The sequence below is a fragment of the Kitasatospora sp. CB02891 genome (assembly GCF_002803145.1).
GTDB lineage: Bacteria > Actinomycetota > Actinomycetes > Streptomycetales > Streptomycetaceae > Kitasatospora > Kitasatospora griseola.
Genome location: NZ_NNBO01000007.1, coordinates 206,562 through 229,499, shown reverse-complemented (window position 1 = coordinate 229,499; position 22,938 = coordinate 206,562). Strand labels below are relative to the sequence as shown.

General features: G+C 73.8%; 16 protein-coding genes and 1 pseudogene. 2 read left to right on the top strand and 15 right to left on the bottom strand.

Annotated elements, in window-relative coordinates:
* Positions 1-34 precede the first annotated feature (34 nt).
* The 6 genes from CG736_RS18070 to CG736_RS18045 all read right to left on the bottom strand — a co-directional run bounded on the left by CG736_RS18070 (position 35) and on the right by CG736_RS18045 (position 7,819).
* Entirely contained in the window at positions 35-1,294 is a 1,260-nt protein-coding gene (locus CG736_RS18070; protein WP_100587217.1) for a hypothetical protein, read from the bottom strand.
* A complete protein-coding gene (locus tag CG736_RS18065) occupies positions 1,291-2,541 on the bottom strand; it encodes an acyltransferase (RefSeq protein WP_100587216.1) in 1,251 nt (416 codons plus the stop codon). Before CG736_RS18065 ends, CG736_RS18070 begins: the two co-directional genes overlap by 4 nt.
* A complete protein-coding gene (locus CG736_RS18060; protein ID WP_100587215.1) occupies positions 2,538-4,196 on the bottom strand; it encodes a hypothetical protein in 1,659 nt (552 codons plus the stop codon). Before CG736_RS18060 ends, CG736_RS18065 begins: the two co-directional genes overlap by 4 nt.
* A gap of 97 nt (positions 4,197-4,293) precedes the next feature.
* Positions 4,294-5,622 (bottom strand): glycosyltransferase 87 family protein, encoded by a 1,329-nt coding sequence (locus tag CG736_RS18055; RefSeq protein WP_100587214.1) that lies wholly within the window; start codon positions 5,620-5,622, stop codon positions 4,294-4,296.
* 141 nt (positions 5,623-5,763) lie between these two features.
* Positions 5,764-6,432 (bottom strand): response regulator transcription factor, encoded by a 669-nt coding sequence (locus CG736_RS18050; RefSeq protein ID WP_100587213.1) that lies wholly within the window; start codon positions 6,430-6,432, stop codon positions 5,764-5,766.
* Positions 6,425-7,819: an ATP-binding protein gene (locus tag CG736_RS18045; protein WP_100587212.1), complete on the bottom strand. Its 1,395-nt coding sequence runs from the start codon at positions 7,817-7,819 to the stop codon at positions 6,425-6,427. Before CG736_RS18045 ends, CG736_RS18050 begins: the two co-directional genes overlap by 8 nt.
* A 134-nt stretch (positions 7,820-7,953) precedes the next feature.
* Here CG736_RS18045 and CG736_RS18040 point away from each other — a divergent pair, with 134 nt between their 5' ends.
* Positions 7,954-9,474: a PspC domain-containing protein gene (locus tag CG736_RS18040; protein WP_198520539.1), complete on the top strand. Its 1,521-nt coding sequence runs from the start codon at positions 7,954-7,956 to the stop codon at positions 9,472-9,474.
* A complete protein-coding gene (locus tag CG736_RS18035; protein ID WP_100587210.1) occupies positions 9,474-9,704 on the top strand; it encodes a hypothetical protein in 231 nt (76 codons plus the stop codon). Before CG736_RS18040 ends, CG736_RS18035 begins: the two co-directional genes overlap by 1 nt.
* On the opposite strand, the gene CG736_RS37840 is transcribed toward CG736_RS18035, so the two are convergent.
* From CG736_RS37840 to CG736_RS17995, 9 genes and pseudogenes are all read right to left on the bottom strand, one after another.
* Positions 9,701-10,009: a ubiquinol-cytochrome c reductase iron-sulfur subunit gene (locus CG736_RS37840; protein WP_255419014.1), complete on the bottom strand. Its 309-nt coding sequence runs from the start codon at positions 10,007-10,009 to the stop codon at positions 9,701-9,703. The two genes, CG736_RS18035 and CG736_RS37840, sit on opposite strands and share 4 nt — an antisense overlap.
* Before the next feature lie 192 nt (positions 10,010-10,201).
* Positions 10,202-10,726 (bottom strand): annotated as a pseudogene (locus tag CG736_RS37835) (DoxX family membrane protein); the annotation flags it as partial.
* A gap of 143 nt (positions 10,727-10,869) precedes the next feature.
* Positions 10,870-12,453 carry a glutamine-hydrolyzing GMP synthase gene (gene guaA / locus CG736_RS18025; RefSeq protein WP_100587209.1) on the bottom strand — a complete coding sequence of 528 codons (1,584 nt, stop codon included), beginning with the start codon at positions 12,451-12,453 and terminating at the stop codon, positions 10,870-10,872.
* Positions 12,454-13,193: 740 nt separating this feature from the next.
* Positions 13,194-14,702, bottom strand: coding sequence for a hypothetical protein (locus tag CG736_RS18020; protein ID WP_100587208.1), 1,509 nt, complete (start codon positions 14,700-14,702; stop codon positions 13,194-13,196).
* Positions 14,703-14,774: 72 nt separating this feature from the next.
* Complete coding sequence (locus CG736_RS18015) at positions 14,775-16,526, bottom strand: GMC oxidoreductase (RefSeq protein WP_100587207.1); 1,752 nt, start codon at positions 16,524-16,526, stop codon at positions 14,775-14,777.
* A gap of 25 nt (positions 16,527-16,551) precedes the next feature.
* Positions 16,552-18,159 carry a succinic semialdehyde dehydrogenase gene (locus CG736_RS18010; protein WP_100587206.1) on the bottom strand — a complete coding sequence of 536 codons (1,608 nt, stop codon included), beginning with the start codon at positions 18,157-18,159 and terminating at the stop codon, positions 16,552-16,554.
* 76 nt (positions 18,160-18,235) lie between these two features.
* The gene (locus CG736_RS18005) at positions 18,236-19,843 is read right to left on the bottom strand and encodes a serine/threonine-protein kinase (protein ID WP_198520538.1); all 1,608 of its coding nucleotides are present in this window, start codon (positions 19,841-19,843) and stop codon (positions 18,236-18,238) included.
* 155 nt (positions 19,844-19,998) lie between these two features.
* Complete coding sequence (locus tag CG736_RS18000) at positions 19,999-21,093, bottom strand: protein kinase (protein WP_157815623.1); 1,095 nt, start codon at positions 21,091-21,093, stop codon at positions 19,999-20,001.
* A 122-nt stretch (positions 21,094-21,215) separates the two neighbouring features.
* Positions 21,216-22,877 (bottom strand): serine/threonine-protein kinase, encoded by a 1,662-nt coding sequence (locus tag CG736_RS17995; RefSeq protein WP_100587204.1) that lies wholly within the window; start codon positions 22,875-22,877, stop codon positions 21,216-21,218.
* Between the last annotated feature and the right edge of the window lie 61 nt (positions 22,878-22,938).

Sequence of the window (22,938 nt, the reverse complement as noted above, 5' to 3'; positions counted from 1 at the left end):
AACGTCGGGGCACAGAGGCCTGATCGGCCGCCGGTCAGGGCGAGTAGACGCTCTCGAACACCAGGAACACGCCGTAGAAGCCCGAACAGACAACGGCTGACGATAGCAGCACCCAGAGCGACACCCGGGAACGGATGCGCGACAGTCCCGCGGCCACCGGGAGCAGCAGCACGAACGCCGGCAGCAGGAACCGGGCGCGCGGCGCGTAGTAGGCGCCGTCACCGAGCGCGATCACCAGCATCATGCCGCCGAACACCAGCAGCGGGAGCGGCTGGCGCTGTTCGACGGCCAGCAGGAACAGCACCACCGAGGCGACCACGATGCCGACCATCACGACCTGGTCGAGGGTGGTCCCCTTGCTGTCCGGGTGCAGGATCATGCCGCTCATCCAGGAGAGCGTGCCCCGGCCGAAGTCGAAGTGGGTGCCCCAGGCCAGCTGGACGTCGAAGTAGCCGCGCCAGGTGCCGCGCTGCCAGCCGACGTACGCGAGGTAGCCGAACCAGCCCGCCGGGGCGAGCGCGGTGCCCAGCAGGACCCGCCAGACCACCGGGCGGTCGGCGCCGTTGCGCCGGCCGCGCCAGAACTGCACCAGTTCGACCGCCGCGGTGATGCCGACGGCGGCCGCCACGGCCAGTCCGCTGGGACGGGTCAGGCAGGCCATGCAGCTCAGCGCGCCGGCCCAGATCCAGTTCCGGCGCAGCAGCGCGTACAGCGACCAGGCGGCCCAGGCGGTGAAGACCGGCTCGGAGTAGGCCATGCTCTCCACCGCGCCGTGCGGCAGCGCCCCCCAGAGCACCACCGCGATCAGCGCGATCCGCGGCCGGTAGACGTGCGCGACGACGGCGAAGATGCCCGCGGCCGCCACCAGGGAGAAGAACCAGGCGACCAGCAGGGCGGCGTGCCCGGCGGTGATCGGCAGCACGGCGTGCACCGCGCGGATCGCCATCGGGTAGAACGGGAAGAACGCCCGCGACGAGTAGGGGACGCCGTTCGCGTAGCCGTCGATGCCCAGGTCGTCGCTGTACCCGTGGACGGCGATCATCTGGTAGTACGGCGCGTCCCACAGGGTGGCGAGGCGCGTCAGCGTGGAGTTGCTGACCCCGGGCAGGTCGGACTTGGGGTGCAGCCACATCGCCAGCAGGCCGAAGGCCCGCACGGCGGTGTAGGCCAGCAGCGCCGGCGCCATCGGCCGCAGGAACCGCAGCGGCCGGCGCAGCAGCGAGCGGCTCAGCCCGGTCGCCCCGCCCCCCTGTTCCTCGGGCGCCAGCGGCGCCCGGGTGGTGTCGGTGCTCATCGACCAGATCCCCCGCCGGTGTTGCGCGTCTGCGCCTCGACCCGGGAGCGGCTCTCCTGGTCGACCTTGGTGACCGTCGCGAAGGCCGAGGTGAGCCCGCGCTTCAGGGCGTTCGACAGCGGGTTCTCGACCAGCTTGTGCACCAGGTAGGCGAGCACCAGGATCGACGGCATCACCACGAGCAGGGTCGGGATCGGCTCCATCGAGCGGCGCAGCCAGTGGATGGCGCTCAGGCCGATCTCCTGGTGCAGCAGGTACACGGGGTAGGTGAGCGCGCCGGCGACGGTCAGCCAGCGCCACTGGATCCAGTTGAAGAAGCCGAGCGAGGCGGCCAGCACCAGCAGGAAGCACAGCGTCATCAGGGCGGCCGCGACGGTGAACGAGATGTGCTGCGGCAGCCACTGCTGGTACATGTCCACGGTGCCCTTGAGGCGGTACTGGGCGACCATCCAGGAGAACCCGAGCATGCCCCACAGCAGCAGGTTCGGGCCGAACCGGTACATGAGGTACATGGTGACGCCGGCGGTGAAGAACGGCGCGTACGACGGCTGGGTCAGGGTGTCCAGCAGCGGCAGGTCGACGGTCGGCGCGATCGCCGCGACGAAGGTCCAGATGCCGCAGAAGGCGACCACCCGGCGGTAGGTCAGGCCCATCGCGACGACGCCGGCGAAGAGCACGTAGAAGAGCATCTCGACCCACAGGGTCCAGTAGCTCGGGTCGACCGACGGTGCGCCGAGCGGCGTCTGGATCATCGTCAGGTTGGCGATGACCGTGCGCGGCGTGAGGTCCTTGGCGGTGGTGAAGGCGTAGCCGGCGGTGGTGACCACCGCGGTGGTGAGCAGCACGGCCACCCAGTACGCCGGGTAGAGCCGGACCACCCGGGAGACGAAGAAGTCCTGCGGCCGCTTGCCCCAGCAGGACATGCAGATGACGAAGCCGCTGATCAGGAAGAACAGCTCGACGCCGATCCAGCCGTAGATGGCCACGCCGTGCAGGGCCGGCATCAGCACGTCGGGCGCGCCCCGCCAGACCTGCTCCCACCCGGCGGGCTTGCCGACGTAGTGGAAGAGCATCACGGTCAGCGCGGCGACCAGGCGCATGCCGTCGAGCACGTACAGGCGGGGTCGCTTGGCGGGGGCGGCGGCCCGCCGCCCCGTCCCGACGGGGGACGGAGCGGCGTCCGCGAACACCGGCGCCTGGAGCAGGGGGCGTTCGGGGGACGGGTGTCCCGGGCCTGCGTTCGTCACGGCTTCGACACCTTGATCAGGTACTCGCCCTGCGGGCTCTTGGTCACGACCTGGAACTCGGGGCCGGTGGGCACCTCGCCGTCCTTCGGGAGCAGCATGACCCAGTCGGCGTGGTACTGGCGGAGCAGCTCCGTCTTGCGGGTGTTCGTCGTGTTCTTGGCGAAGAACTCGTCGGTGTCCTTCTTCCGCTGGTCGAGCACGGCCTGGTCGATCGCCGGGTCCGGGTAGCCGGCCTCGACGGTGTAGTAGCCGTATGCCGGGAGCTGCACCAGCGGGCGCTCACCGGTGGCCATCACCACGTCGCCGTACTTGAGGTACTTGCCGGCCCAGGTGTAGCCCGGCCACGGGTTCCAGGCCTGGACGTTCTCCACCACGCCCTTGGGGAAGTGGTTCTTGGGGACGAGGTAGAACATCGCGCCGGACTGCACCCACATGCCGAGCACCAGGCAGATCGCCATGATCCCGGTGAAGTAGTTGCGCGTCCACTGCCGCCACGGCACCCGGGCGGCCTCCAGGGCGGCGGCCAGCTGGAGCATGACGATCACGCCGGGGTAGGCGCGGCCCCAGCTGTAGTGGCCGCTGAACCAGCCGTAGGCGACGGTCGCGCCGACCAGGGCGAAGGTCAGCACCACCGGGTCGAGCCGGTTGCGGCGGAAGCGCGCCACCATCGCGGGCAGGCCGAGCAGCAGCGCGAAGCCGAACCAGTTCAGCGGGTGGTTGTACAGGCCGCGGTGCATGTCGTCGAGCGCGGCGGACTGCTTGAGCTCCAGCACGCTCCAGTACGGCCAGGCCAGCACGCCGACGGTGACGACGGCGGCGGACAGCGCCCACAGCAGCCAGTCGCGCAGCACGATGCCCCGCAGCGAGCCGATCATGATGCCGGCCATGCCCATGCACAGCACGATGCCGGTGAACGGGTGCGACAGCAGCACCGAGAACAGCGCGACGCCCAGCAGCAGGTGCAGCGGTATCCGGACCAGCAGCGAGTCGGACAGCGGCGCCCGGTCCGGGACCCGGCCGAGCAGCCGCAGGGTGAGCGCCCAGATCCAGAACATCACGCCGGCGCCGAAGGCACTCGGGTAGGACAGGCCCAGCGAGAACGACACGAACGACTCGTAGCCGCTCCACACCGAGACGTCCACGCCCCAGAGGAAGAAGTAGGAGAACAGCGCGACCACCGGCGCCCACCGGTTGGGCGTCAGCGCCCGGACCAGCGCGCCGAGGCCGGTGATCACCAGCACGACGTTCATCACGGCGAGCAGGTGCAGCGTCTTCAGCGGGACCAGGCCGGTGGCCAGCGACACCAGCGCGCCGAACAGCTGGTACGGCGAGAAGTAGGGGCTGCCGTCACCGGGCAGGTCGATCATCGGGCTGGTCGGGTGCGAGAGGTTCTCGCGCAGTCGCCAGATGGTCGACGCGTGCTGGCCGATGTCGCCGGACCACGGGAGGCGGGCGGCCATCGGCACCAGGAACAGCAGGAACAGCAGTCCGGTGACCCGGTAGGGGGTGATCCGGAACAGTCCGCGCAGGCCCCGGGCCGACTTCGGTGCGCGGGAACCGTCCTCCGACCCCAGCGGGGAACTGCCCGAACCCGGCCGGACCGGGTCCGGTGAGGTTTCGGGCGTCGGAAGACTCGAAGCGGCGGTGTCGGTCACGGTGCTCCACGTTAAGCGAGGCGGGGCCCGATTCTGCGGGCCCGGGGCGGCTCCGGAACGTCCGTCCGGAGATGGGCTGGGTTGCGGCGCCGGGCGCTCAGCCGCCCGTCCCGGCCGCGGTGTCGACCGGGGCACGGGACGCGCCTCGACCGGTCTTCCCGCGCGGCACGGTGGAGCGCCACAGCTGGACACACGACAGTACCGTCGCCGCCACCAGCACCAGGTTGCGCAGCAGCAGCACGGCGGTGAATCCCGCGTGCCCTTGAAGGACCTTCTCGTAGAAGAACGGGAACTCGACGGTGGTCAGCGCGGTCGCGACCACCAGCAGGCCGACCACCAGGCGCTGCGAGGAGTGGCGGAAGGTCACGCAGACCGCGCCGAGCCCGGCCAGCCAGATGAAGTACTGCGGGCTGATCACCCGGCTGGTGGTGACGAACACCAGCACCGCGGCCAGCGCCGCGTCGGCCGGGGTGGCCGCGGAGAACACCCGGGCCCGGACCCGCCACAGCAGCAGCCAGCAGAAGCCGACCACGCTGAGCCCGACCAGCACCCTGCCGACCACGTCGACGTACGGGCCGACGACCTCGTTCGAGCCGTACTGGTAGACCACGCTGCCGGTCCAGCCGAAGTGCTTGGCCGCCAGCAGCGCGCTGCCGCCCAGCGACTCGAACTCCACGCCGCGCCCGCTCTGCTCCTGCAGGAAGCCGAAGCTGTTGCTGAACAGCAGCGACATGATGCCGATCAGCGCCGCCGCCGAGGCCACGAAGCCGAGCACGGCCGACCGCAGGCCGCGCCCCCACGGCATGCCGAAGACCGCGAACGCCGGCCAGACCTTGACCGCCGCGCCGATCGCGGCCACCGCCCCGCCGAGCGCCTTGTACCGCGGCAGCAGCACCAGCGCCAGCACGGCGAACAGCGTGACGATGATGTCGTAGCGCGCGTACGGGATGTACTGCATCAGCGGCAGCATCAGCACCCACACCCAGGCGCCGGCCAGGCTGCGGCCGGGCCGGGAGCCGGCCCGCAGCAGCGCGCCGAGGATCACCGCGTCGGCCAGGAAGGTCACCACGATGAAGGCCTGGACGTAGTTGACGCCCGGCACCAGGGTGGGCGCGAGGATCACCGCGCCCGCGCCGGGCGGGTACTGCCAGGTCGAGTCGCCGACCGGGAAGGACCCGTTCTGCAGGAGGTGGGCCCACTTGCGGTACAGCAGGTGCACCTCGCCGTGGGCGTTCTCCCCCGTGGTGAACACCATCATGATGATCAGCAGACGGGTGCACGCCCAGTAGCCGACCGGCGCCAGCACGCGCTGGTTCCAGGTCGTGACGCGCCACGGCGAGAACGTCCGGGCGCCGTCCGCCCCCAGGTCACCGTCGGGCTGCCGGGAGTCGGTTCGCGACTCGGGGCCGGTGTGGGTGGTGGGCATGCTGCTCCATCGGGCGGGGCGGGCGCGGACAACGAGCGGCGGTCGGTTGGACGGGCCTCCGAACGACCCGGCTCTCCCAACACAATTGCGTGCATCCTAGCCGCACACCGCCCCGGGCCCCGCCCCGGGCCGTTCCTTGGTTCAGACCAGTCGGCGGGCGGTGGCCCAGCGGGTCAACTCGTGACGGTTCGACAACTGCAGTTTGCGCAGCACCGCGGAGACGTGGCTCTCCACCGTCTTCACCGAGATGAACAGCTGCTTGGCGATCTCCTTGTAGGCGTAGCCGCGCGCGATCAGCCGCAGCACCTCGCGCTCGCGCTGGGTCAGCCGGTCGAGGTCCTCGTCGACCGGCGGGGTGTCAGTGGCGGCGAACGCGTCGAGCACGAAGCCCGCCAGCCGCGGCGAGAACACCGCGTCGCCGTCGGAGATCCGGAAGATCGCGTTGACCAGGTCGGTGCCGGTGATGGTCTTGGTGACGTAGCCGCGGGCGCCGCCGCGGATCACGCCGATGACGTCCTCGGCGGCGTCGGAGACCGACAGCGCGAGGAAGCGCACGCCCTCCACGCCCACCGAGCGGCGCAGCACCTCGACGCCGCCGCCGCCCGGCAGGTGGACGTCGAGCAGCACCACGTCGGGCCGGGTCTCGGCGACCACCCGGACCGCCGACTCCACGTCGTCGGCCTCGCCGACCACGTCGATGCCGGTCTCCTCGGTGCGCCCGATCTCGGCGCGCACTCCGGTGCGGAACATCCGGTGGTCGTCCACCAGGACCACCCGGGCACGCCTCTCGGGTGCCGCTGCGTCAGTCATCTGCCGCCCTCTCCATCTCCAGCTCGACCTCGGTACCGCCGTCCGGCGCGGGCCGCACCCGTGCGGTGCCCCCGTTGCGCCGCATCCGGCCGATGATCGATTCGCGTACGCCCATGCGGTCCTCGGGGAGGTCGTCGGGGTCGAAGCCGGGGCCGTGGTCGCGGACGAACACCGACACCGTCCTCCCCTCCACCTCCGCGAAGACCTGGACCGGTCCCCCGCCACCGTACTTGGCGGCGTTCACCATGGCTTCCCTGGCCGCCTGCATCTGCGAGGCGATCTTCTCGTCCATCGGGCAGTCGCCGACGCAGACCAGCTCGATGGGCACGCCGTGCCGGTCCTCGACCTCGGCGACGATCTCCCGCAGGTGCTCGGCGAGGGTGTCGGGCGCGGCCTCGGCGGCGGCCTCGGGGCGGTACAGCCACAGGCGCAGTTCGCGTTCCTGGGCGCGGGCCAGGCGCAGCACCTCCTTGGGGTCCTCGGCGCGGCGCTGGATCAGCGTCAGGGTGTGCAGCACCGAGTCGTGGACGTGCGCGGCGATCTCGGCGCGCTCCTGGGCGCGGATGCGGGCGGTGCGCTCCGCGCCGAGGTCCTGCCACATCCGCAGCATGGACGGGCCGGCCAGCACCAGCACGCCCGCCACCACCGCCAGCGAGGACTCGACCACCAGCGCGATCGGCGACTCGACGCCCTGCGTCACGAAGTAGCCGACGATGCCGGCCACCACCAGCAGCACGCCCGCGCCGACCCGCAGGTAGGCGCCGTTGCGGCTGCCGGGCTCCAGGCCGAACCAGTTCTGCCAGCGCGAGTCGTCGGCCTGCCGCCACACCAGGGCGACGCCGACGCCGACCGCGAGCAGCGGCCACACGTACGGCTTGGCGGTCTGGATGCCGAGCGCGGACAGCAGCGCCATCACGCCGATGACCAGGCCGATCAGCGCGAACAGCTGGCCGAGGCCGGCGCCGCGCTGCCCGGTGGCGGCCGGGGCGGTCGCCGGGCGGCCCGCCGGGTCGGCGTGGGCGCCGGGGGCGCCGTCCTCGCCGTGGAAGGTCCGCTCCAGCAGCTCGCGCAGCCGCCCGAGGCGGCCGAGCCGGCCGACGTCGGGCAGGCTCGGCCGGGCGGCGCCGGGCGCGGCCTCGCCGATGCCGAGCGGCACCACCACCCAGAACGCGGCGTACAGCAGCGTGCCGATGCCCTGCGCGAAGAACAGCACGATGAACGCCAGCCGCACCCAGGTGACGGGCACGCCGAGGTGCACCGACAGGCCCTGGCAGACGCCGCCGAGGATCCCGCCGTGCGGGCTGCGGTAGAGCCGCCGGTACGGCGGCGCGCCGGCCGGCAGGTCGGTCGGTGCGGTCTCGGGGGTTCTGGTGTCGGGTGCTGCCACGGCACCGATGGTCGCAGGTGCGGTGTCGGCGGCGCATCAGGGTCCGGCCCGGAGCCCGCCTCAGGGACAGTTCAGGGTCGCTCCGGGGCCCAGGACGGTTGGGCGGGGCCCGGCGGGCCGGAAGGATGGGGGGCATGACGGACGACCAGATCCCGGGAGACGCACCGGACGCCCCCGCCGAACCGCGCCCGGCGCTGACCCGCTCCTCCCGGCACCGGGTGGTGGCGGGCGTGTGCGGCGGACTCGGCCGCTACCTCGACATCGACCCGGTGGTGTTCCGGGTGGTGATCGCGGTGCTCGGCCTGACCGGCGGACTGGGACTCTTCCTGTACGGCCTGGCCTGGCTGGTGATCCCGCGCGAGGCGACCGACGGCGAGGGCGGCCGCACCGAGCTGCAGCGGGTGCTGACCGGCCGGGTGGACGGCCAGTCGATCGGCGCGGTGCTGCTGACGGTGATCGGCACCGGGGTGTTCTTCTCCTCGATGGGCGACGGCGACCAGCTGTTCCCGCTGCTGCTGCTGGCCGCGCTGGTGTTCCTGGCGCTGCGCTACGACCCGGAGCGCCGGCGCCGGTTCGGCAGCGGCGAGGGCGCCGGCCCGAAGCCGGGCGGCGGCCCGTACGACCGGCTGGACCCGTCCGGCGCGTTCGCCGACTGGAAGACCTGGGGGGAGGCGATGAGCCGGGACCTGCGCCGGGAGTGGCGGACCCGCACCGCCGACCTGCACGAGCGGGTCGCGGCCCAGCACGAGGAGCGCCCGGCGGACACGCCCCCGACCGGCCCGTCCGGCTACCTGTGGGACCCGCGGCACCCGGAGCGCAACCCGTACGGCGCGACGCCGCCGCCCGGCACGCCCGCCCAGCCGTGGTGGCAGCGCACCGACCTGCCGGAGGGCGACCCGCTGCGCAAGGAGACGACCGCGCCGCAGGGCCAACAGGAGTGGAAGGCGCACTTCCGGGACGCCGCCGAGCAGCGCCGGCAGGCGCAGCGCGAGGCGATGGAGCAGCGCCGCGAGAACCTGCGCCGCCACCAGGAGTGGAAGGCCGCGCGGCGGGCGCAGCGCGGACGTTCGGGGCTGGGCGCGTGGGCGGTGCTGGTGGCGATCGGCGCGTCCTGGGCGGTCGCGGCGAGCGACCACGGCGACCACCGCTGGTCGACGGTGCTGGCGGTGGCGCTGCTGCCGCTGGGCCTGGCGATGATGCTCAGCGCCCGCTGGGGCCGCACCCGCGGGCTGACCTTCCTGTCGCTGCTGCTGACGGTGGGCCTGGTGTTCTCGGCGAGCACCTCGACGACGGTCGCGGGCACGGTCGGCGACCGCCACTGGACCGCCGCGAACGACAACCTGCACTCGGCGTACACGGTGGGCATCGGCGACGCCCGGCTCGACCTGTCGGCGCTGGACCCGAAGGGCGGCGTCCTCGACACCGAGCTGCGGGTCGGCATCGGCACCGCGACGGTGCAGGTGCCGCCCGGCGTCGAGCTGCGGCTGAAGCTGCGCGACGCGGTGGGCTCGGTGAGCCTGCCGGACGGCCAGGACTACAGCGGGCCGGTCACCAACGAGAACGTGGTGATCGAGGTCCCGCAGGGGCAGCCGTCGAAGGGCGCGCTGGAACTGACGGTGACGATGGGCATCGGTGACATCAGGGTGGAGCGGTGATGAGGAAGCATCAGTTCGATCTGTACGCGCTGGTCGCGGGCGGCCTGTTCACGGCGCTGGCCGTGCTGTACCTGGTGGCGTCGCTGAACGACCGGGAGATGAACAGCCGGTTCGTGCTGCCGCTGGCGCTGATCGTGCTCGGCGCGGGCGGCCTCGGCGGCGCGCTGGTGGCGGTCTCCAGGCGCGGCCGGGGCGGGGCCCGCGACGACGACCACACGCTGGACGGCTAGGCGGACTGCTGCGGCCCGAGTTCGAGCTGCTCGCCGTTCTTGGTGACGGTGTAGTGGGGCAGCGGCTTGACGGCCGGCCCGTTGATCACGGCGCCGGTGGCGGCGTCGAACTTGGAGCCGTGGCAGGGGCAGTACAGCTGGCCGTCCTTGGGCGGGTTGACGGCGCAGCCGGAGTGGGTGCAGACCGAGGACAGCGCGGTGTACTTCCCGGCGGACGGCTGGACGATGTACACCGCGTCGCCGCTGGCCGGGTCCTTGACGGTGGCGGAGCCGCCGACCGGGACCTGCGCGGCGGGGACGGTCACCGCCGGGCCGCCGGACTGCGGGGCGGGGGCGGCGGTGCCGGGCGCGGCGGCGGGCGGGAGGTCCTCGCGGCCGAAGGCGGCGGTGAGCGAGCCGGACAGCAGGCCGGCGCCGCCGAGCGCGACCGCCGCGATGCCGCCGTCCAGCAGGGCGCGGCGGCGCACCGCGTCCTCGGCGAGGCCGCGGGCACGGTCCCGGGCGGCCCGGGCGGCGAGGTAGCCGTCCACCGACAGGTACGGGGTGCCGGCCAGCACCAGCGGCGTCCAGGCCATCAGGTAGGCCAGGTCGTTGCCCAGGTAGTACGGGGTGGTGTGGAAGCTGACGGACAGCCAGAGGGTGGCGCTGAGCAGCGCGCCGCCGAGGGCGGCGATCCGGCCCCACAGTCCGAACAGGGTGCCGAGGCCGACCGCGAGCTCGCCGAAGGCGATCAGCAGGCCGAAGAAGGTGGGGGCGTGCAGCGCGGGGGCGAGCGTCCAGCCGATCGGGCTGCCGGCCCGGGCCGCCCGGGTCTGCGAGTAGAAGGAGGCGGCGTCGCCGGCGCCGGCCAGGTAGTGCGCGTCGGAGAGCTTGTCGAAGCCGGCGTAGACGAAGGTCACCCCCAGGAACAGCCGCAGCGGCAGCAGGGCGAGGCGCGAGGCCGCCGCCTTCCACTGCCCGATCCGTGCCGCCGTCCCCGACCCTTCGTGCGGGACCGTTCCCGTCCCCGTCCCTGTCGCCATCGCTGCCGTCCCTCTCCCTCGCGCCGCCTGCCGACCGCCGACACGGCCGGGTCCGATTGTGCCGGGTGGCGTCCGCACATGACGGCGCCGCCACTCCCCTGACGTCGGGGAGCGGCGGCGGCGTCACACGGTTGCCGGTGGGATCACTCCCACTCGATGGTGCCCGGCGGCTTGGAGGTGACGTCCAGCACGACCCGGTTGACGTCCTTGACCTCGTTGGTGATCCGGGTGGAGATCTTCGCCAGCACCTCGTAGGGCAGGCGCGACCAGTCGGCGGTCATGGCGTCCTCGGAGGAGACCGGGCGCAGCACGATCGGGTGACCGTAGGTGCGGCCGTCGCCCTGGACGCCGACCGAGCGGACGTCGGCCAGCAGCACCACGGGGCACTGCCAGATCTCGGCGTCGAGGCCGGCCAGGGTCAGCTCCTCGCGGGCGATGGCGTCGGCGTCGCGGAGCAGGTCCAGGCGCTCCTTGGTGACCTCGCCGACGATCCGGATGCCGAGGCCCGGGCCGGGGAACGGCTGGCGCTGGACGATCTCGGCGGGCAGGCCGAGCTCCTGGCCGACCATCCGGACCTCGTCCTTGAACAGCTTGCGCAGCGGCTCGACCAGCTGGAACTCGAGGTCCTCGGGCAGGCCGCCGACGTTGTGGTGGGACTTGATGTTGGCGGTGCCGGTGCCGCCGCCGGACTCCACCACGTCCGGGTACAGGGTGCCCTGGACCAGGAACTCCACGGCCGGGCCCTCGTCGGCGATGATGTCCGCCTGGGCCTGCTCGAAGACCCGGATGAACTCGCGGCCGATGATCTTGCGCTTGGTCTCGGGGTCGGAGACGCCCTTCAGCGCGGTCAGGAAGCGCTCCTCGGCGTCGACCACGACCAGCTTGACGCCGGTGGCCGCGACGAAGTCCTTCTCGACCTGCTCGGTCTCGCCCTTGCGCATCAGACCGTGGTCGACGTAGACGCAGGTCAGCCGGTCGCCGATGGCGCGCTGCACCAGGGCGGCGGCGACGGCGGAGTCCACGCCGCCGGACAGGCCGCAGATGGCGCGCTTGTCGCCGACCTGCTCGCGGATCAGCGCGACCTGCTCCTCGACCACGTTGGTGGTGGTCCAGTTCGGGGCGATGCCGGCGCCGCGGTACAGGAAGTGCTCCAGCACCTGCTGGCCGTGCTCGGAGTGCATCACCTCGGGGTGGTACTGCACGCCGTACAGCTTGCGCTCGTCGTTCTCGAACGCGGCGACCGGCACCACGTCGGTGGAGGCGGTGACGGTGAAGCCCTCGGGCGCGGCCGAGCAGGCGTCGCCGTGCGACATCCACACCGAGTGCTTGTCCGGGGTGCCCTCGAACAGGGTGGAGCCGGAGCGGGTGACGGTCAGCGGGGTGCGGCCGTACTCACGGGCGCCGCTGTTGTCGACGGTGCCGCCGAGGACGGTGGCCATCAGCTGGAAGCCGTAGCACATGCCGAACACCGGGACGCCGGCCTCGAAGATCGCACGGTCGAGCTGCGGTGCGCCCTCCTCGTACACCGACGACGGACCGCCGGAGAGGATGATCGCCCTCGGGTTCTTGGCGAGCATCTCGGCGACCGGCATGGAGCTCGGCACGATCTCGCTGTAGACCCGCGCCTCACGCACCCGACGGGCGATGAGCTGGGCGTACTGGGCGCCGAAGTCGACGACCAGGACGGTGTCGTTCTCGGGCGGGGACTGGGGGTGTACAGAGGACACGGACGGCCTTCCGGCGGCGGTACAAAAGGGGTGTCGCCACCGAGTCTACCGGGAGCGTTTCACCCGACTGCCCGCCGCGCTGCCCGTGACCGCGCCGGGTGGCGAATCGTTGCACCGGGCGGCCGTACGAAGACGCTGGCACCCTCCAGGTGCGGGCGGCGGCGTACGGCGGACCACGCGTGGATCTTCTCCGGTCCACCGGGTGCGCGTGGCGGGCACGGGCCCGCCGTGGGACCGCGCCCCGGTGCCGCGGTCGGGTCAGCAGGGGACAGCGAACCCGTCCGCGACCGGGCGGACCCGGGGTGTGGCGGCCGGTACCGGTGCCGGCCGCCACACATCGGCCGACCGCCCGCTCCGGCGTACGCCCCGGTACGCCCCGCAAGCCACTATCACGGAAAGTCACCACCCCGGCCGGTCGGGACCGGCGCTCCCCGGCGCCGTGTCCTGTTCCGGCCTCCCCCTGATTTGCGTCGAATCGGTTGCACGGCAAGGCCCTCGTCCAGGACGATGACTGCTGGACGGGGACCACCGCACACCCCCGCCGCAGTCCTGGACCGTTGGCGCGAACGGCCCGTTTCTCACGCTCCGTGAGGCTCACCGGCCTCCGGCGTGCTCCGAGCCATTTCCCCCGACGGCGCTCCTCCCCCGGCGCCGTCACCAGCACCCGGCGCGGCCCTGACGCCGAGTGCTGACCGACAAAGGGCCCCGTTCCCCCGCGGGGCCCTTTGCCCGGTCCGGGCTCAGTCGGCGTCGGGCCGCCGGTAGGGGGCGTGCGAGTCCAGCACGTCGACGCGTCCGACCACCGGCCGCCGCTCGGCGACCGACTCGACCAGCTCGACCGGCTCCGCCTCCATCGGCCCGCCCGTCGGTTCCGGCTGGTCCGAGGCCTGCTCGGGCAGCGGCACGGACACCGGCGCCGGCGTGCGCCGCACCGCGTCGAGCAGGGCCGGCACCACCAGCGCCCCGAACACCGCCCAGGCCGCGGCGGCGACCAGCACCGAGGTCGGCGACCAGCCGACCAGGTCGATCCGGGTCTCGTGGACCTCGCCCTTCAGCGTGGTGCGGTCGCTCAGCCGGATCGAGGTGCCGAGCACCAGGGCGGCGGTCAGCGCCGCGTACAGCACGGCCAGCCGGGCCCGGTCCGGCCGGGTCAGCCGCCCGCGGTGGGCGGACCAGCCGAGCGCCAGCGCCGCCAGCAGCACCGGCACCACCGCCAGCCACCACTGGGAGCCGTGCCCGCCCAGGTCGTACAGCGCGAAGGAGTCGTCCCGGCTGCCGCGCAGGGACCGCTGCACCACCCGGGCGCCGCTGCCCACGCCGAACAGGTAGCCGCCGCCGTTGACCGTCAGCGCCCGGAACGCGTACTGCGGGAACGGCCGGTCGACCAGCACCTGCATCACCGCCGACACCACGGTGAGCAGCACCAGCAGGCCGCCGACCACCCGCGCCGCGTGCTGCCACGCCAGCAGCCAGCCGCCCAGCCACCGGCGCCGCGCGGCCTCCGCCCGGAGCGCGCCCTGCCCGTCCACGGCGAGCACCACGACGGTCGCGGCCAGGAACGCGGACACCCCGAGCGGCGTCATCGCCGGGCCGGTGGTGATGTGCATGCTGAGGCTGAGCGTCTCCTTCTCCGAACTGCCGGTGGCGATCCAGCCCAGCACGAGCGCCGCAGCCGCCGACAGCGCGCCGGTGCGCAGCGCCTGCGCGCCGGCCGCGCGCGCGGTCGGCTCGGCGGCGCCGGCCGCGGCGCGGGCCCGGGCCGCGAGCCGCTGCCCGAACCAGAGCAGTGCCAGCCAGCCGAGGGCCACCGCGTAGGGCAGCACGTGGACGGCGGCGACGGCGCTGCCGAAGCTGCTGGTGTTGGCGTTCCGCCAGGGCGTGCCGAACGCGGTCAGCGTCAGTTGCAGCCACATCTGGAAGGCGTGGCTGGTCCACCGCACCCCCGGGTCGTCGTCCACGCCGGCGACGTCGCGGCCCGCGACGGTGGAGCCGAGCGCGGCCAGCAGCACCAGCAGCACGGTCGGGGCGAGCAGCACCCGGCCGGCGGTCAGCCAGCCCCGGGACGGCGTCGGCCACTGCCGGTCCGGGTGGATCCGCCCGGCGCCCCACGGGGAGCCGCCGGTCGTCGAGGTGTCGTCCGCCACCACTTCGCCGATCGCGGGCGGCGGCAGCGCGAGGCCGTGCCCGCAGTTCGCGCAGGCCGCCACGGCGCCGGCGACGGCCGCGCCGCAGGACGGGCAGATGGGCATGACGGTCCCCCCGGGGATGGTTCGATCGGGTGCCCGTTTATCCCACCGGCCCTCCGGGGATGTCAATCGGCCTCAGTCCGCCTTCCGCGGCACCTTCGGCACGGCCAGCAGCGGCAGCCGCAGCGCCCCGAACGCCCCCTCGGGGACGGCGGGCTGACGGGGCGCCACCGGCCGGACGGCCCGGTAGTCGGCGCCCTGCTCGGGCCGCGGGTCGGCCTCGCCGCGGTTGGGCCACATCGACATGGCGCGCTCGGCCTGCGCGGTGATCGTCAGCGACGGGTTGACGCCGAGGTTGGCGGAGACCGCGGAGCCGTCGACCACGCTGATCCCCGGGTAGCCGTACAGCCGGTGGTACGGGTCGACCACGCCGGTGTCGGCGCTGTCGCCGATCGGGCAGCCGCCGAGGAAGTGCGCGGTCAGCGGGATGTCGAAGATCTCGCCGACGGTCGAGCCGGGGAAGCCGTTGATGGACGCGGCCAGCGCCCGCGCCCCCTCCTCCGCGGCGGGGATGTAGTTCGGGTTGGGTGCGCCGTGGCCCTGCCGGGAGGTCAGCTTCCCGTTCTTCAGGGACACCGTCAGCGAGTTGTCCAGCGACTGCATGACCAGTCCGATGATGGTCTTCTCCGACCAGCGGTGCTGGTTCATCGACTGCGCGAAGATCCACGGGTGCCGGGCGGCCGTCCCGAGGTAGCGCAGCCAGCGCGGCCCCCGCCCGGCGCCGCTGACCTGCTGGACGGAGAGCGCGCCCATCGCGTTCGAGCCGCGGCCGTAGCGGACCGGCTCGATGTGGGTGTTCTCGTCGGGGTGCACGGACGAGGTGATGGCCACGCCGCGGGTGAAGTCGGGCCGCTCCCCGTAGCGCCGGTCGGAGGTCTGCGCGCCCACCAGCGCCTCGGAGTTGGTGCGGGTGAGGTGGCCGAGCCTGGCGGAGATCCGGGGCAGCAGCCCGCCCTCGCGCATCCGGTGCAGCAGCGTCTGGGTGCCGTAGGTGCCGGCCGCGACCACCACCCGCTCGGCGGTGATCGTGCGGGCGCCGGCCCTCTTCGCCCGCCGGGTGCGGGCGTCGGTGGGCAGCACGTCCACCGCGTAGCCGTCGCCGTGCGGGCGCAGCCGCTTCACGGTGGTCAGCGGCAGGATCTCGGCGCCGGCCCGCTCCGCCAGGTACAGGTAGTTCTCGGTGAGCATGTTCTTCGCGCCGTGCCGGCAGCCCGTCATGCACTCGCCGCACTCGGTGCACGCCGTGCGCTTCGGGCCGGCCCCGCCGAAGTACGGGTCGTCGACCTCGGCGCCGGGCGCGGCCTCGGCCTCGCCCGTGCCGTCCTGCCCGTCGCCGAAGAACACCCCGACGGGGGCCAGGTGGAAGGTGTCGCCGCAGCCCATCGCCTCGGCGGCGGCCTTCAGGTGCACGTCCGAGGGCGTCATCGTCGGATTGGTCCGGACGCCGAGCATCCGCTGCGCCTGGTCGTAGAACGGGGCGAGTTCGGACTGCCAGTCGGTGATGTGCCGCCACTGCCGGTCCTCGAAGAACGGCCTGGGCGGCACGTACAGCGTGTTGGCGTAGTTCAGCGAGCCGCCGCCGACGCCCGCCCCGGCCAGGATCAGCACGTTGCGCAGCAGGTGGATGCGCTGGATGCCGTACAGGCCGACCGCGGGCGCCCACAGGTAGTCGCGGGTGTCCCAGGAGGTGCTGGGCAGTTCGTCGCGGCCGAACCGGCGCCCGGCCTCCAGGACGGCGACCCGGTAGCCCTTCTCGGTCAGCCGCAGCGCGGCGACCGAACCGCCGAAGCCCGAACCGACCACCACGACGTCGTAGTCGAACGACACTGCCCCTCCTCGATCAACGGCCCTGCTACTTCAGACGGAACGCCTTCATGACCTTCAGGCCGGCGGTGAACAGCTCGGCGAACTTCCGGTCGTCCAGGCCCATCGACGGCCCGATCGGCAGCAGCCGCTGCACGGCGATGGTCTGCGCCTCGGTGTAGCGCAGGATGCCCTCCGCGCCGTGCCGCCGGCCCAGTCCGGAGTCGCCCATGCCGCCCATCGGCGACGCGACCGACCCGTACGCGGCGGCGTACGCCTCGTTCACGTTGACGGTGCCGGTGCGCAGCCGGGCCGCGATCCGGCGGCCCCGGCCGGTGTCCTTCGTCCACACGCTGGAGTTCAGGCCGTACGGGGTGGCGTTGGCGGCGGCGACCGCCTCGTCCTCGGTGTCGAACCGGTAGATCGACACCACCGGGCCGAAGGTCTCCTCCGTGCACACCGCCATGTCGGGGGTGACGCCGTCCAGGATGGTCGGCTCGAAGAACAGCGGCCCGAGGTCCGGCCGGGCCTGCCCGCCGGCCACCACCGTCGCCCCGGCCTTCACCGCCTCGTCGACGTGCCGGGTCACCGTCTCCAGCTGACGGCCCGACACCAGCGAGCCCATGTCCGCGCCGTACGCCAGGCCGCCGCCGAGGCGCAGCGCGGAGGTCCTCTCGGCGAACTTCGCCAGGAACGCGTCCGCCACCGACCGGTGCACGTACAGCCGCTCGATCGAGATGCACAGCTGCCCGGCGGACGAGAAGCAGGCCCGCACCGCGCCCGCCGCCGCCTTGTCCAGGTCTGCGTCGGACAGCACCAGCATGGCGTTCTTGCCGCCCAGCTCCAGCGAGGCCCCGACCAGCCGCTCGGCGGCCCGCCGGGCCACCTCCCGACCCGTGCGGGTGGAGCCGGTGAACGCCACGTAGTCGGCGCGCTCCACCACCTCCGGGCCCACCACCGGGCCGTCGCCCAGCACGATCTGCCACACCTGCGGCGGCAGCCCCGCCTCGACGAACAGCTCCCGCGCCCACAGCGCGGTCAGCGCCGTCTGGGTGTCCGGCTTGTTCACCACCGCGTTGCCCGCGACCAGCGCCGGCAGCGCGTCGCCGACGGACAGCTCCAGCGGGTAGTTCCACGGCGAGATCTGCCCGACCACGCCCTTCGGCCGACGCGCCTCCACGGCACTGGTCAGCCCCGGCACCGCGCCCCCGCGACGGCGGTCCCGCAGGTACGACGCCGCCGTCCGGCCGTAGTGCCGGGCCGCCGACGCGACCGCCATGACCTCCTCGAAGGCGTGCAGCCGGGCCTTGCCGGTCTCCGCCTGGATCAGGTCCAGCACCTCGTCCTGCCGCCGCAGCAGCAGATCGTGGAACCGCAGCAGCACACCCGCCCGGTGCCGCACCGACAGCGCCGCCCACCCGGGCTGCGCCCGCCGCGCCTCGGCGAAGGCCCGCTCCACGTCCGCCGTCCCCGACACCGGCAGCGTCGCCAGCGCCTCGCCGGTCAGCGGCGCGACGGTCTCCACGACGTCCGCCCCGGACGCCGTGACCCCCTTCGCCAACCGCGCGACCACCGCCGCCGGCACCGCCGAAGCAACCGTACGCGCCGCACCCTTCGCCGAAGGATTGCGCCGACCCTGGCTCGCACTCTCCGTCATGCGGGCAGCCTAGGCGCTCGACGCCCGCTTGTGTACCCGGCGGTAACAACAATCCGGGGGCGCGCCCTCCGTCACGTCACTTGGTCGGCACGAAGTTGTTCAACACCGTGGTGAAGCGCCGCAGGCTCTGCGTCCAGTCCTTCTCCGGCCCCGACACGTACACGATGTACGACGTCCCGTCACTGCGCCGGAACTCCACTTCCTTCGCGTGCCGTCGCCCGCCCGACCCGGTGAAGCTGAACTCCCACACCGCGCCTTCCTGGTCGTTGATCCGCGCGGCGGCCAGGCTGCTGGTCTGGAAGTCCTTCAGGCTCCGGCTGAGCGAGGCCTCCAGCTGCAGCAGGTGCTCCTGCGGCGCCAGCGGCTGACCGACCGTCACCGCGAACTGCAGGTAGTGGTCGCGCTCGTCGGGCGAGTAGAGGATCTGCGTGCCGCTCTCGCTGCGCACCCAGGTGCCGTCGGTGGGCAGCGGGAAGCGGAACCCCGCCGGGTCGTCCTGCCAGGTGTAGCCGGCGGGCGCGGGCCCCTGCCCGGGTTCGGCGGCGGACGGCGTCGTCCCGCCGCCGCCGGCCTGCTGCTGGTGGCGGTGGGTGGCGTAGTACCCGCCGCCGCCGGCCGCGGCCAGCACCAGGACGGCCGCCAGTGCCAGCAGCGGCCATCGCCTCCGGCCGCCGCGGGCGGCCGGGGGCGGGGTCGCGGTCTCCGCCGGCCCGCCCTGCGACGGCACCCGCGGCGCCGCCGCCGGCTCCGCCTCGGCGGGCGCCTCGTCCGGTTCGACCCGGTCGGCCACCGGCACCTGCTGGGTGGGCAGCCGGTCCTCGCCGGCCTGCTGCGGGACGCGCATGCTGACGGTGTGTCCGGCGGCGACCTCGCGGAGCATCCTCGCGGCCTCGTCGGCCCCGGGCCGCTCCGCCGGGTCCTTGGCCATCAGCGCGGCCAGCACCGGCCCGAGGGCGGCCGCCCGCCGGGACTCCGGCAGCGGCTCGTCGACGACGGCGGTGAGGGTGCCGAGCGGGCTGTCGCGGCGGAACGGCGACTGGCCCTCGACGGCGTGGAACAGCGTCGCGCCGAGCGCCCACAGGTCGGAGGCCGGTCCGGGCCGCTGGCCCTGGGCGCGTTCGGGCGCCAGGTAGTCGGGCGAGCCGACCAGGTCGCCGGGGCGGGTGATCTCCATCGCGCCCTCGAACTTGGCGATGCCGAAGTCGAGCAGGACGACCCGTCCGCTGCCGTGTTCGAGCAGCACGTTGGCGGGCTTGACGTCCCGGTGCAGCACCCCGAGCTGGTGGCCGCGGTGCAGGGCGGCGAGCACCTGGAGGCCGACGTCGGCGGCCTCACGCGGCGTCAGGGTGCCGTCCTGGCTGATCACTTCGGACAGCGCGCGGCCGTCGACGAGCTCCATCACGATCCACGGCCGGCCGTCCTGTTCGAGCACGTCGTGGATGGTGATGACGCCCGGGTGCTTGATCCGGGCGGCGGCCCGGGCCTCGCGCTTCATCCGGGACTGGAGGATCTCCAGGTCCTCCTCCGAGAGATGGCTGACCGTCAGTTCCTTGACGGCGACCTCCCGGTCCAGCATTTCGTCCCTGGCCCGCCAGACGGTCCCCATCCCGCCGCGCCCCAGGCGCTCGCCGAGCGCGTACCGCCCGGCCAGCAGACGGCCTGTCGACTGGTCCTGCCCGCCCATGACCGTCCCCCCTTCTGACCCCCCACCGTCGGTCGGACGAGGTCGTGGCACCTCGTGTGCCTGCTCGCACCGACGGTTCGAAGGCAAGCCTAGGCTGCGCGGGGCCGCGCGGGAATCACACCCCGGGTTGCGAATCGCACGGTGACCGGCCGCATTCAGCCAGCGACCAGAACGATCCCGGCGACCGCCGCCGCCATCAGCACCAGCACGGCCGCCAGCACCAGCGGACCGAGCATCCGGGCGGGAATCCGCGGCGGACGCCCGGCGGGCGCGGCCTTCTGACGGGACGTCGGCGGGCGCTTGCGCGGGCGGGCGCCGCGCGGGCGGACGGCCGGCGGCCCGGTCTCGGTGCGGGGCGCCGGCAGCGGCGGGGCGGTCGGCCCGTCCGGGTACGGCTCGGGGGCGAACGCCAGCAGCTCGCGCAGCTCCTGCTGGACGGCGACCGCGTCGGGCCGGGCCTCGGCGTCCGGGCGCAGCAGCCGCTCCACCAGGGGCCGCAGCGGTCCGCACCCGTCGGTGCGGTGGTGGCGGCCGTCCCGGACGGCGGCCAGCAGCGTCGGCAGGTCGTGCTCGGGGTACGGGCCGTGGCCGGTGAGCAGGCGGTACAGCAGGACGCCGAGGGCCCAGGTGTCGGCGGGCGCGCCCGCGTCGATCGCCCAGCGCTCGGCGAGCGGTCCGAGCATGAGCGCGCGGGTCTCGTACACCCGGCGCGGCACTTCGCCGCCGAGCGCCGCGCACAGTTCCTCCTCGGCGGCGCCGAGCAGCAGGCCGCCGAGCATCGCCGCGCCGTCCTCGCAGACCAGCACGGTGCGGGCGGTGACGTTGCCGTGGGTGAGGCCGGTGTCGTGCACGGCCCGCAGCGCCCCGGCCAGGTCGGCACCGATCTCGGCGACCCGGTACGGCGACAGCGGTCCGTCGTCCATCAGCCGTTCCAGCGGCACTCCGGAGACCGACTCCTCGGCGACCCACAGCAGTTCGCCCTCGGGTCCGGCGGCGAGTCCGCGCAGCAGCCGCGGGTGGGCGGGGGCGGCGGCCGCGACCTGCGCCACCCGGGCGGTCAGCAGCTGCCCGTAGGCGGGCGCGGCGGGGTCCATCGCCCGGTCGGGCGCGACCAGGTCGGGCAGTTCCAGGCCGAACAGCCGCACCCGGGCGCCGCTGGACCCGTCCACCGCGGGCACACCGACACCGTCGTCCGGACGGTCCGTCACCCGGTACCGTCCGGCCACCACCTGTCCAGGGGCCGCTCGCATGCCTGTTCCTCACGCCGTAGTGCCGCCAGCCTACGGCCCCGAGCCGCACCCGCCACCTTTCGGTGCGGCCTTTCAACTCCCCTGCTCCTCCCCGCCGGAGGCTCCCGCTCCGGCGGGCGGGCCTACGGCGCGGGCTGGAAGCTCTCGAAGGAGATCCGCCGGGCGAGCGAACCGTCCGGCGCGGACCACACGGCTTCCGGCATGGTCCAGTAGATCGCGTAGCCGTACTTGCCGTCGCCGGTGACGAAGCCGCGGTTCAGCGAGTGCAGCAGGGTGCCGGTCTTGCCGGAGTACGTCCACTCCCAGTCGGCGGCGTTGCTCCAGCCCCGGTAGGCCACGGATTCGACCCGGATCCGGCGGTAGTCCTTCATCGTCGCGGAGCGGTCGGACGCCTGCCAGTCCTTGAGCGCGCTGTCCCCGGCGGGCGACTGCCAGTCGACCACCAGCCGCAGCCCGTTGCCCTCGAACTGCCGGCTGGTGGAGCGGTAGTCCGCGCCCTTGTCGGACATCCAGTCCGGCAGCGTGATGCTGAAGCCCGACGGGTCCTTGTACACCCGGTACCCGTCCGGCACCTGACCGGGCGTCAGGGTCGGCCCGGGCTGCTCCCCGGTGCCCGCCGACGCGCCGGCGCTCGGGCTCGGGCTCGGACTCGCGGACGGCGAGGCGGACGGGGACGGCTGCACGGGCGCCGCGGTGCTGCCGCCGCCGTCCGCGGCGTTCGCCCCGTTGCCCTTCTCGGCGGGCCACAGCACCACCAGCGCGGCGACCAGCGCCAGCACCGCGACCACCGCGGCGACGGTCAGCAGGGTGCGCCGCCGGGACGCGCCGGCGCGCTGCACCACCGCGGTGTCCGCGCCGGCGGCGGGGTCCGCGGGCAGCGCCCGGGTCGCGGTCTCCGCGGCGACCGGCTCGGCCGGCCTCCCGGCGGCGGCGCGCTTCGAGTCGGGGAGCGCCTTCCCGGCGACGATCCGCTGCAGCAGCTCGCGGGCCTCGTCCGCGCCCATCCGCTTCGCGGGGTCCTTCTCCAGCAGGCCCTCGATGACCGGCAGCAGCGGCCCGGCGTGCGGGGGCGGCGGCAGTTCCTCGGTCATCACGGCGGTCAGCGTGGCCAGCGCGGAGCCCCGGTCGTACGGCGGGACGCCCTCGACCATCGCGTACAGGGTGCCGCCGAGCGACCACAGGTCGGACGGCGGGCCGGGCCGCTGCCCGCGGGCCCGCTCGGGCGCGATGTACGAGGGCGCGCCGACCAGCATGCCGGTGGAGGTGATCGAGGTGTCGCCCTCGACGCTGGCGATGCCGAAGTCGGTGAGCACGGTGCGCCCGTCCTCGCCGATCAGCACGTTGGACGGCTTCACGTCGCGGTGCAGCACGCCCTGGCTGTGCGCGGCGCCGAGCACACCGAGCAGATCCAGCCCGATCGCGGCGGCCCGCTCCGGCGTCAGCACGCCGTCCTCGCGGACCACGTCGGCCAGCGAGCGGCCGTCGACGAGCTCCATCACGATCCACGGCCGGTCGTCCTCCTCGACCACGTCGAAGACGGTGACGGCGGCGGTGTGCCGGATCCGGGCGGTGGCCTTGGCCTCGCGCAGGGTGCGGACGATCAGCCGGTGCTTCTCGGCCTCGTCGACGGCCCCGGTCATCCGGAGCTCCTTCACCGCGACGATCCGGCCGAGCATCTCGTCCTCGGCCCGCCACACGGTGCCCATGCCGCCCCGGCCGAGCACCTCGCCCAGCCGGTAGCGGTCCGCCAGCAGTCGGCCGGTCGGTTCCTGCGGCTGCGTCATCGGTGCGCTCTCCCCATGGTGTTGCGGCCCTCGCCGGTCGCCCGGCCGGGACCTGACGGCA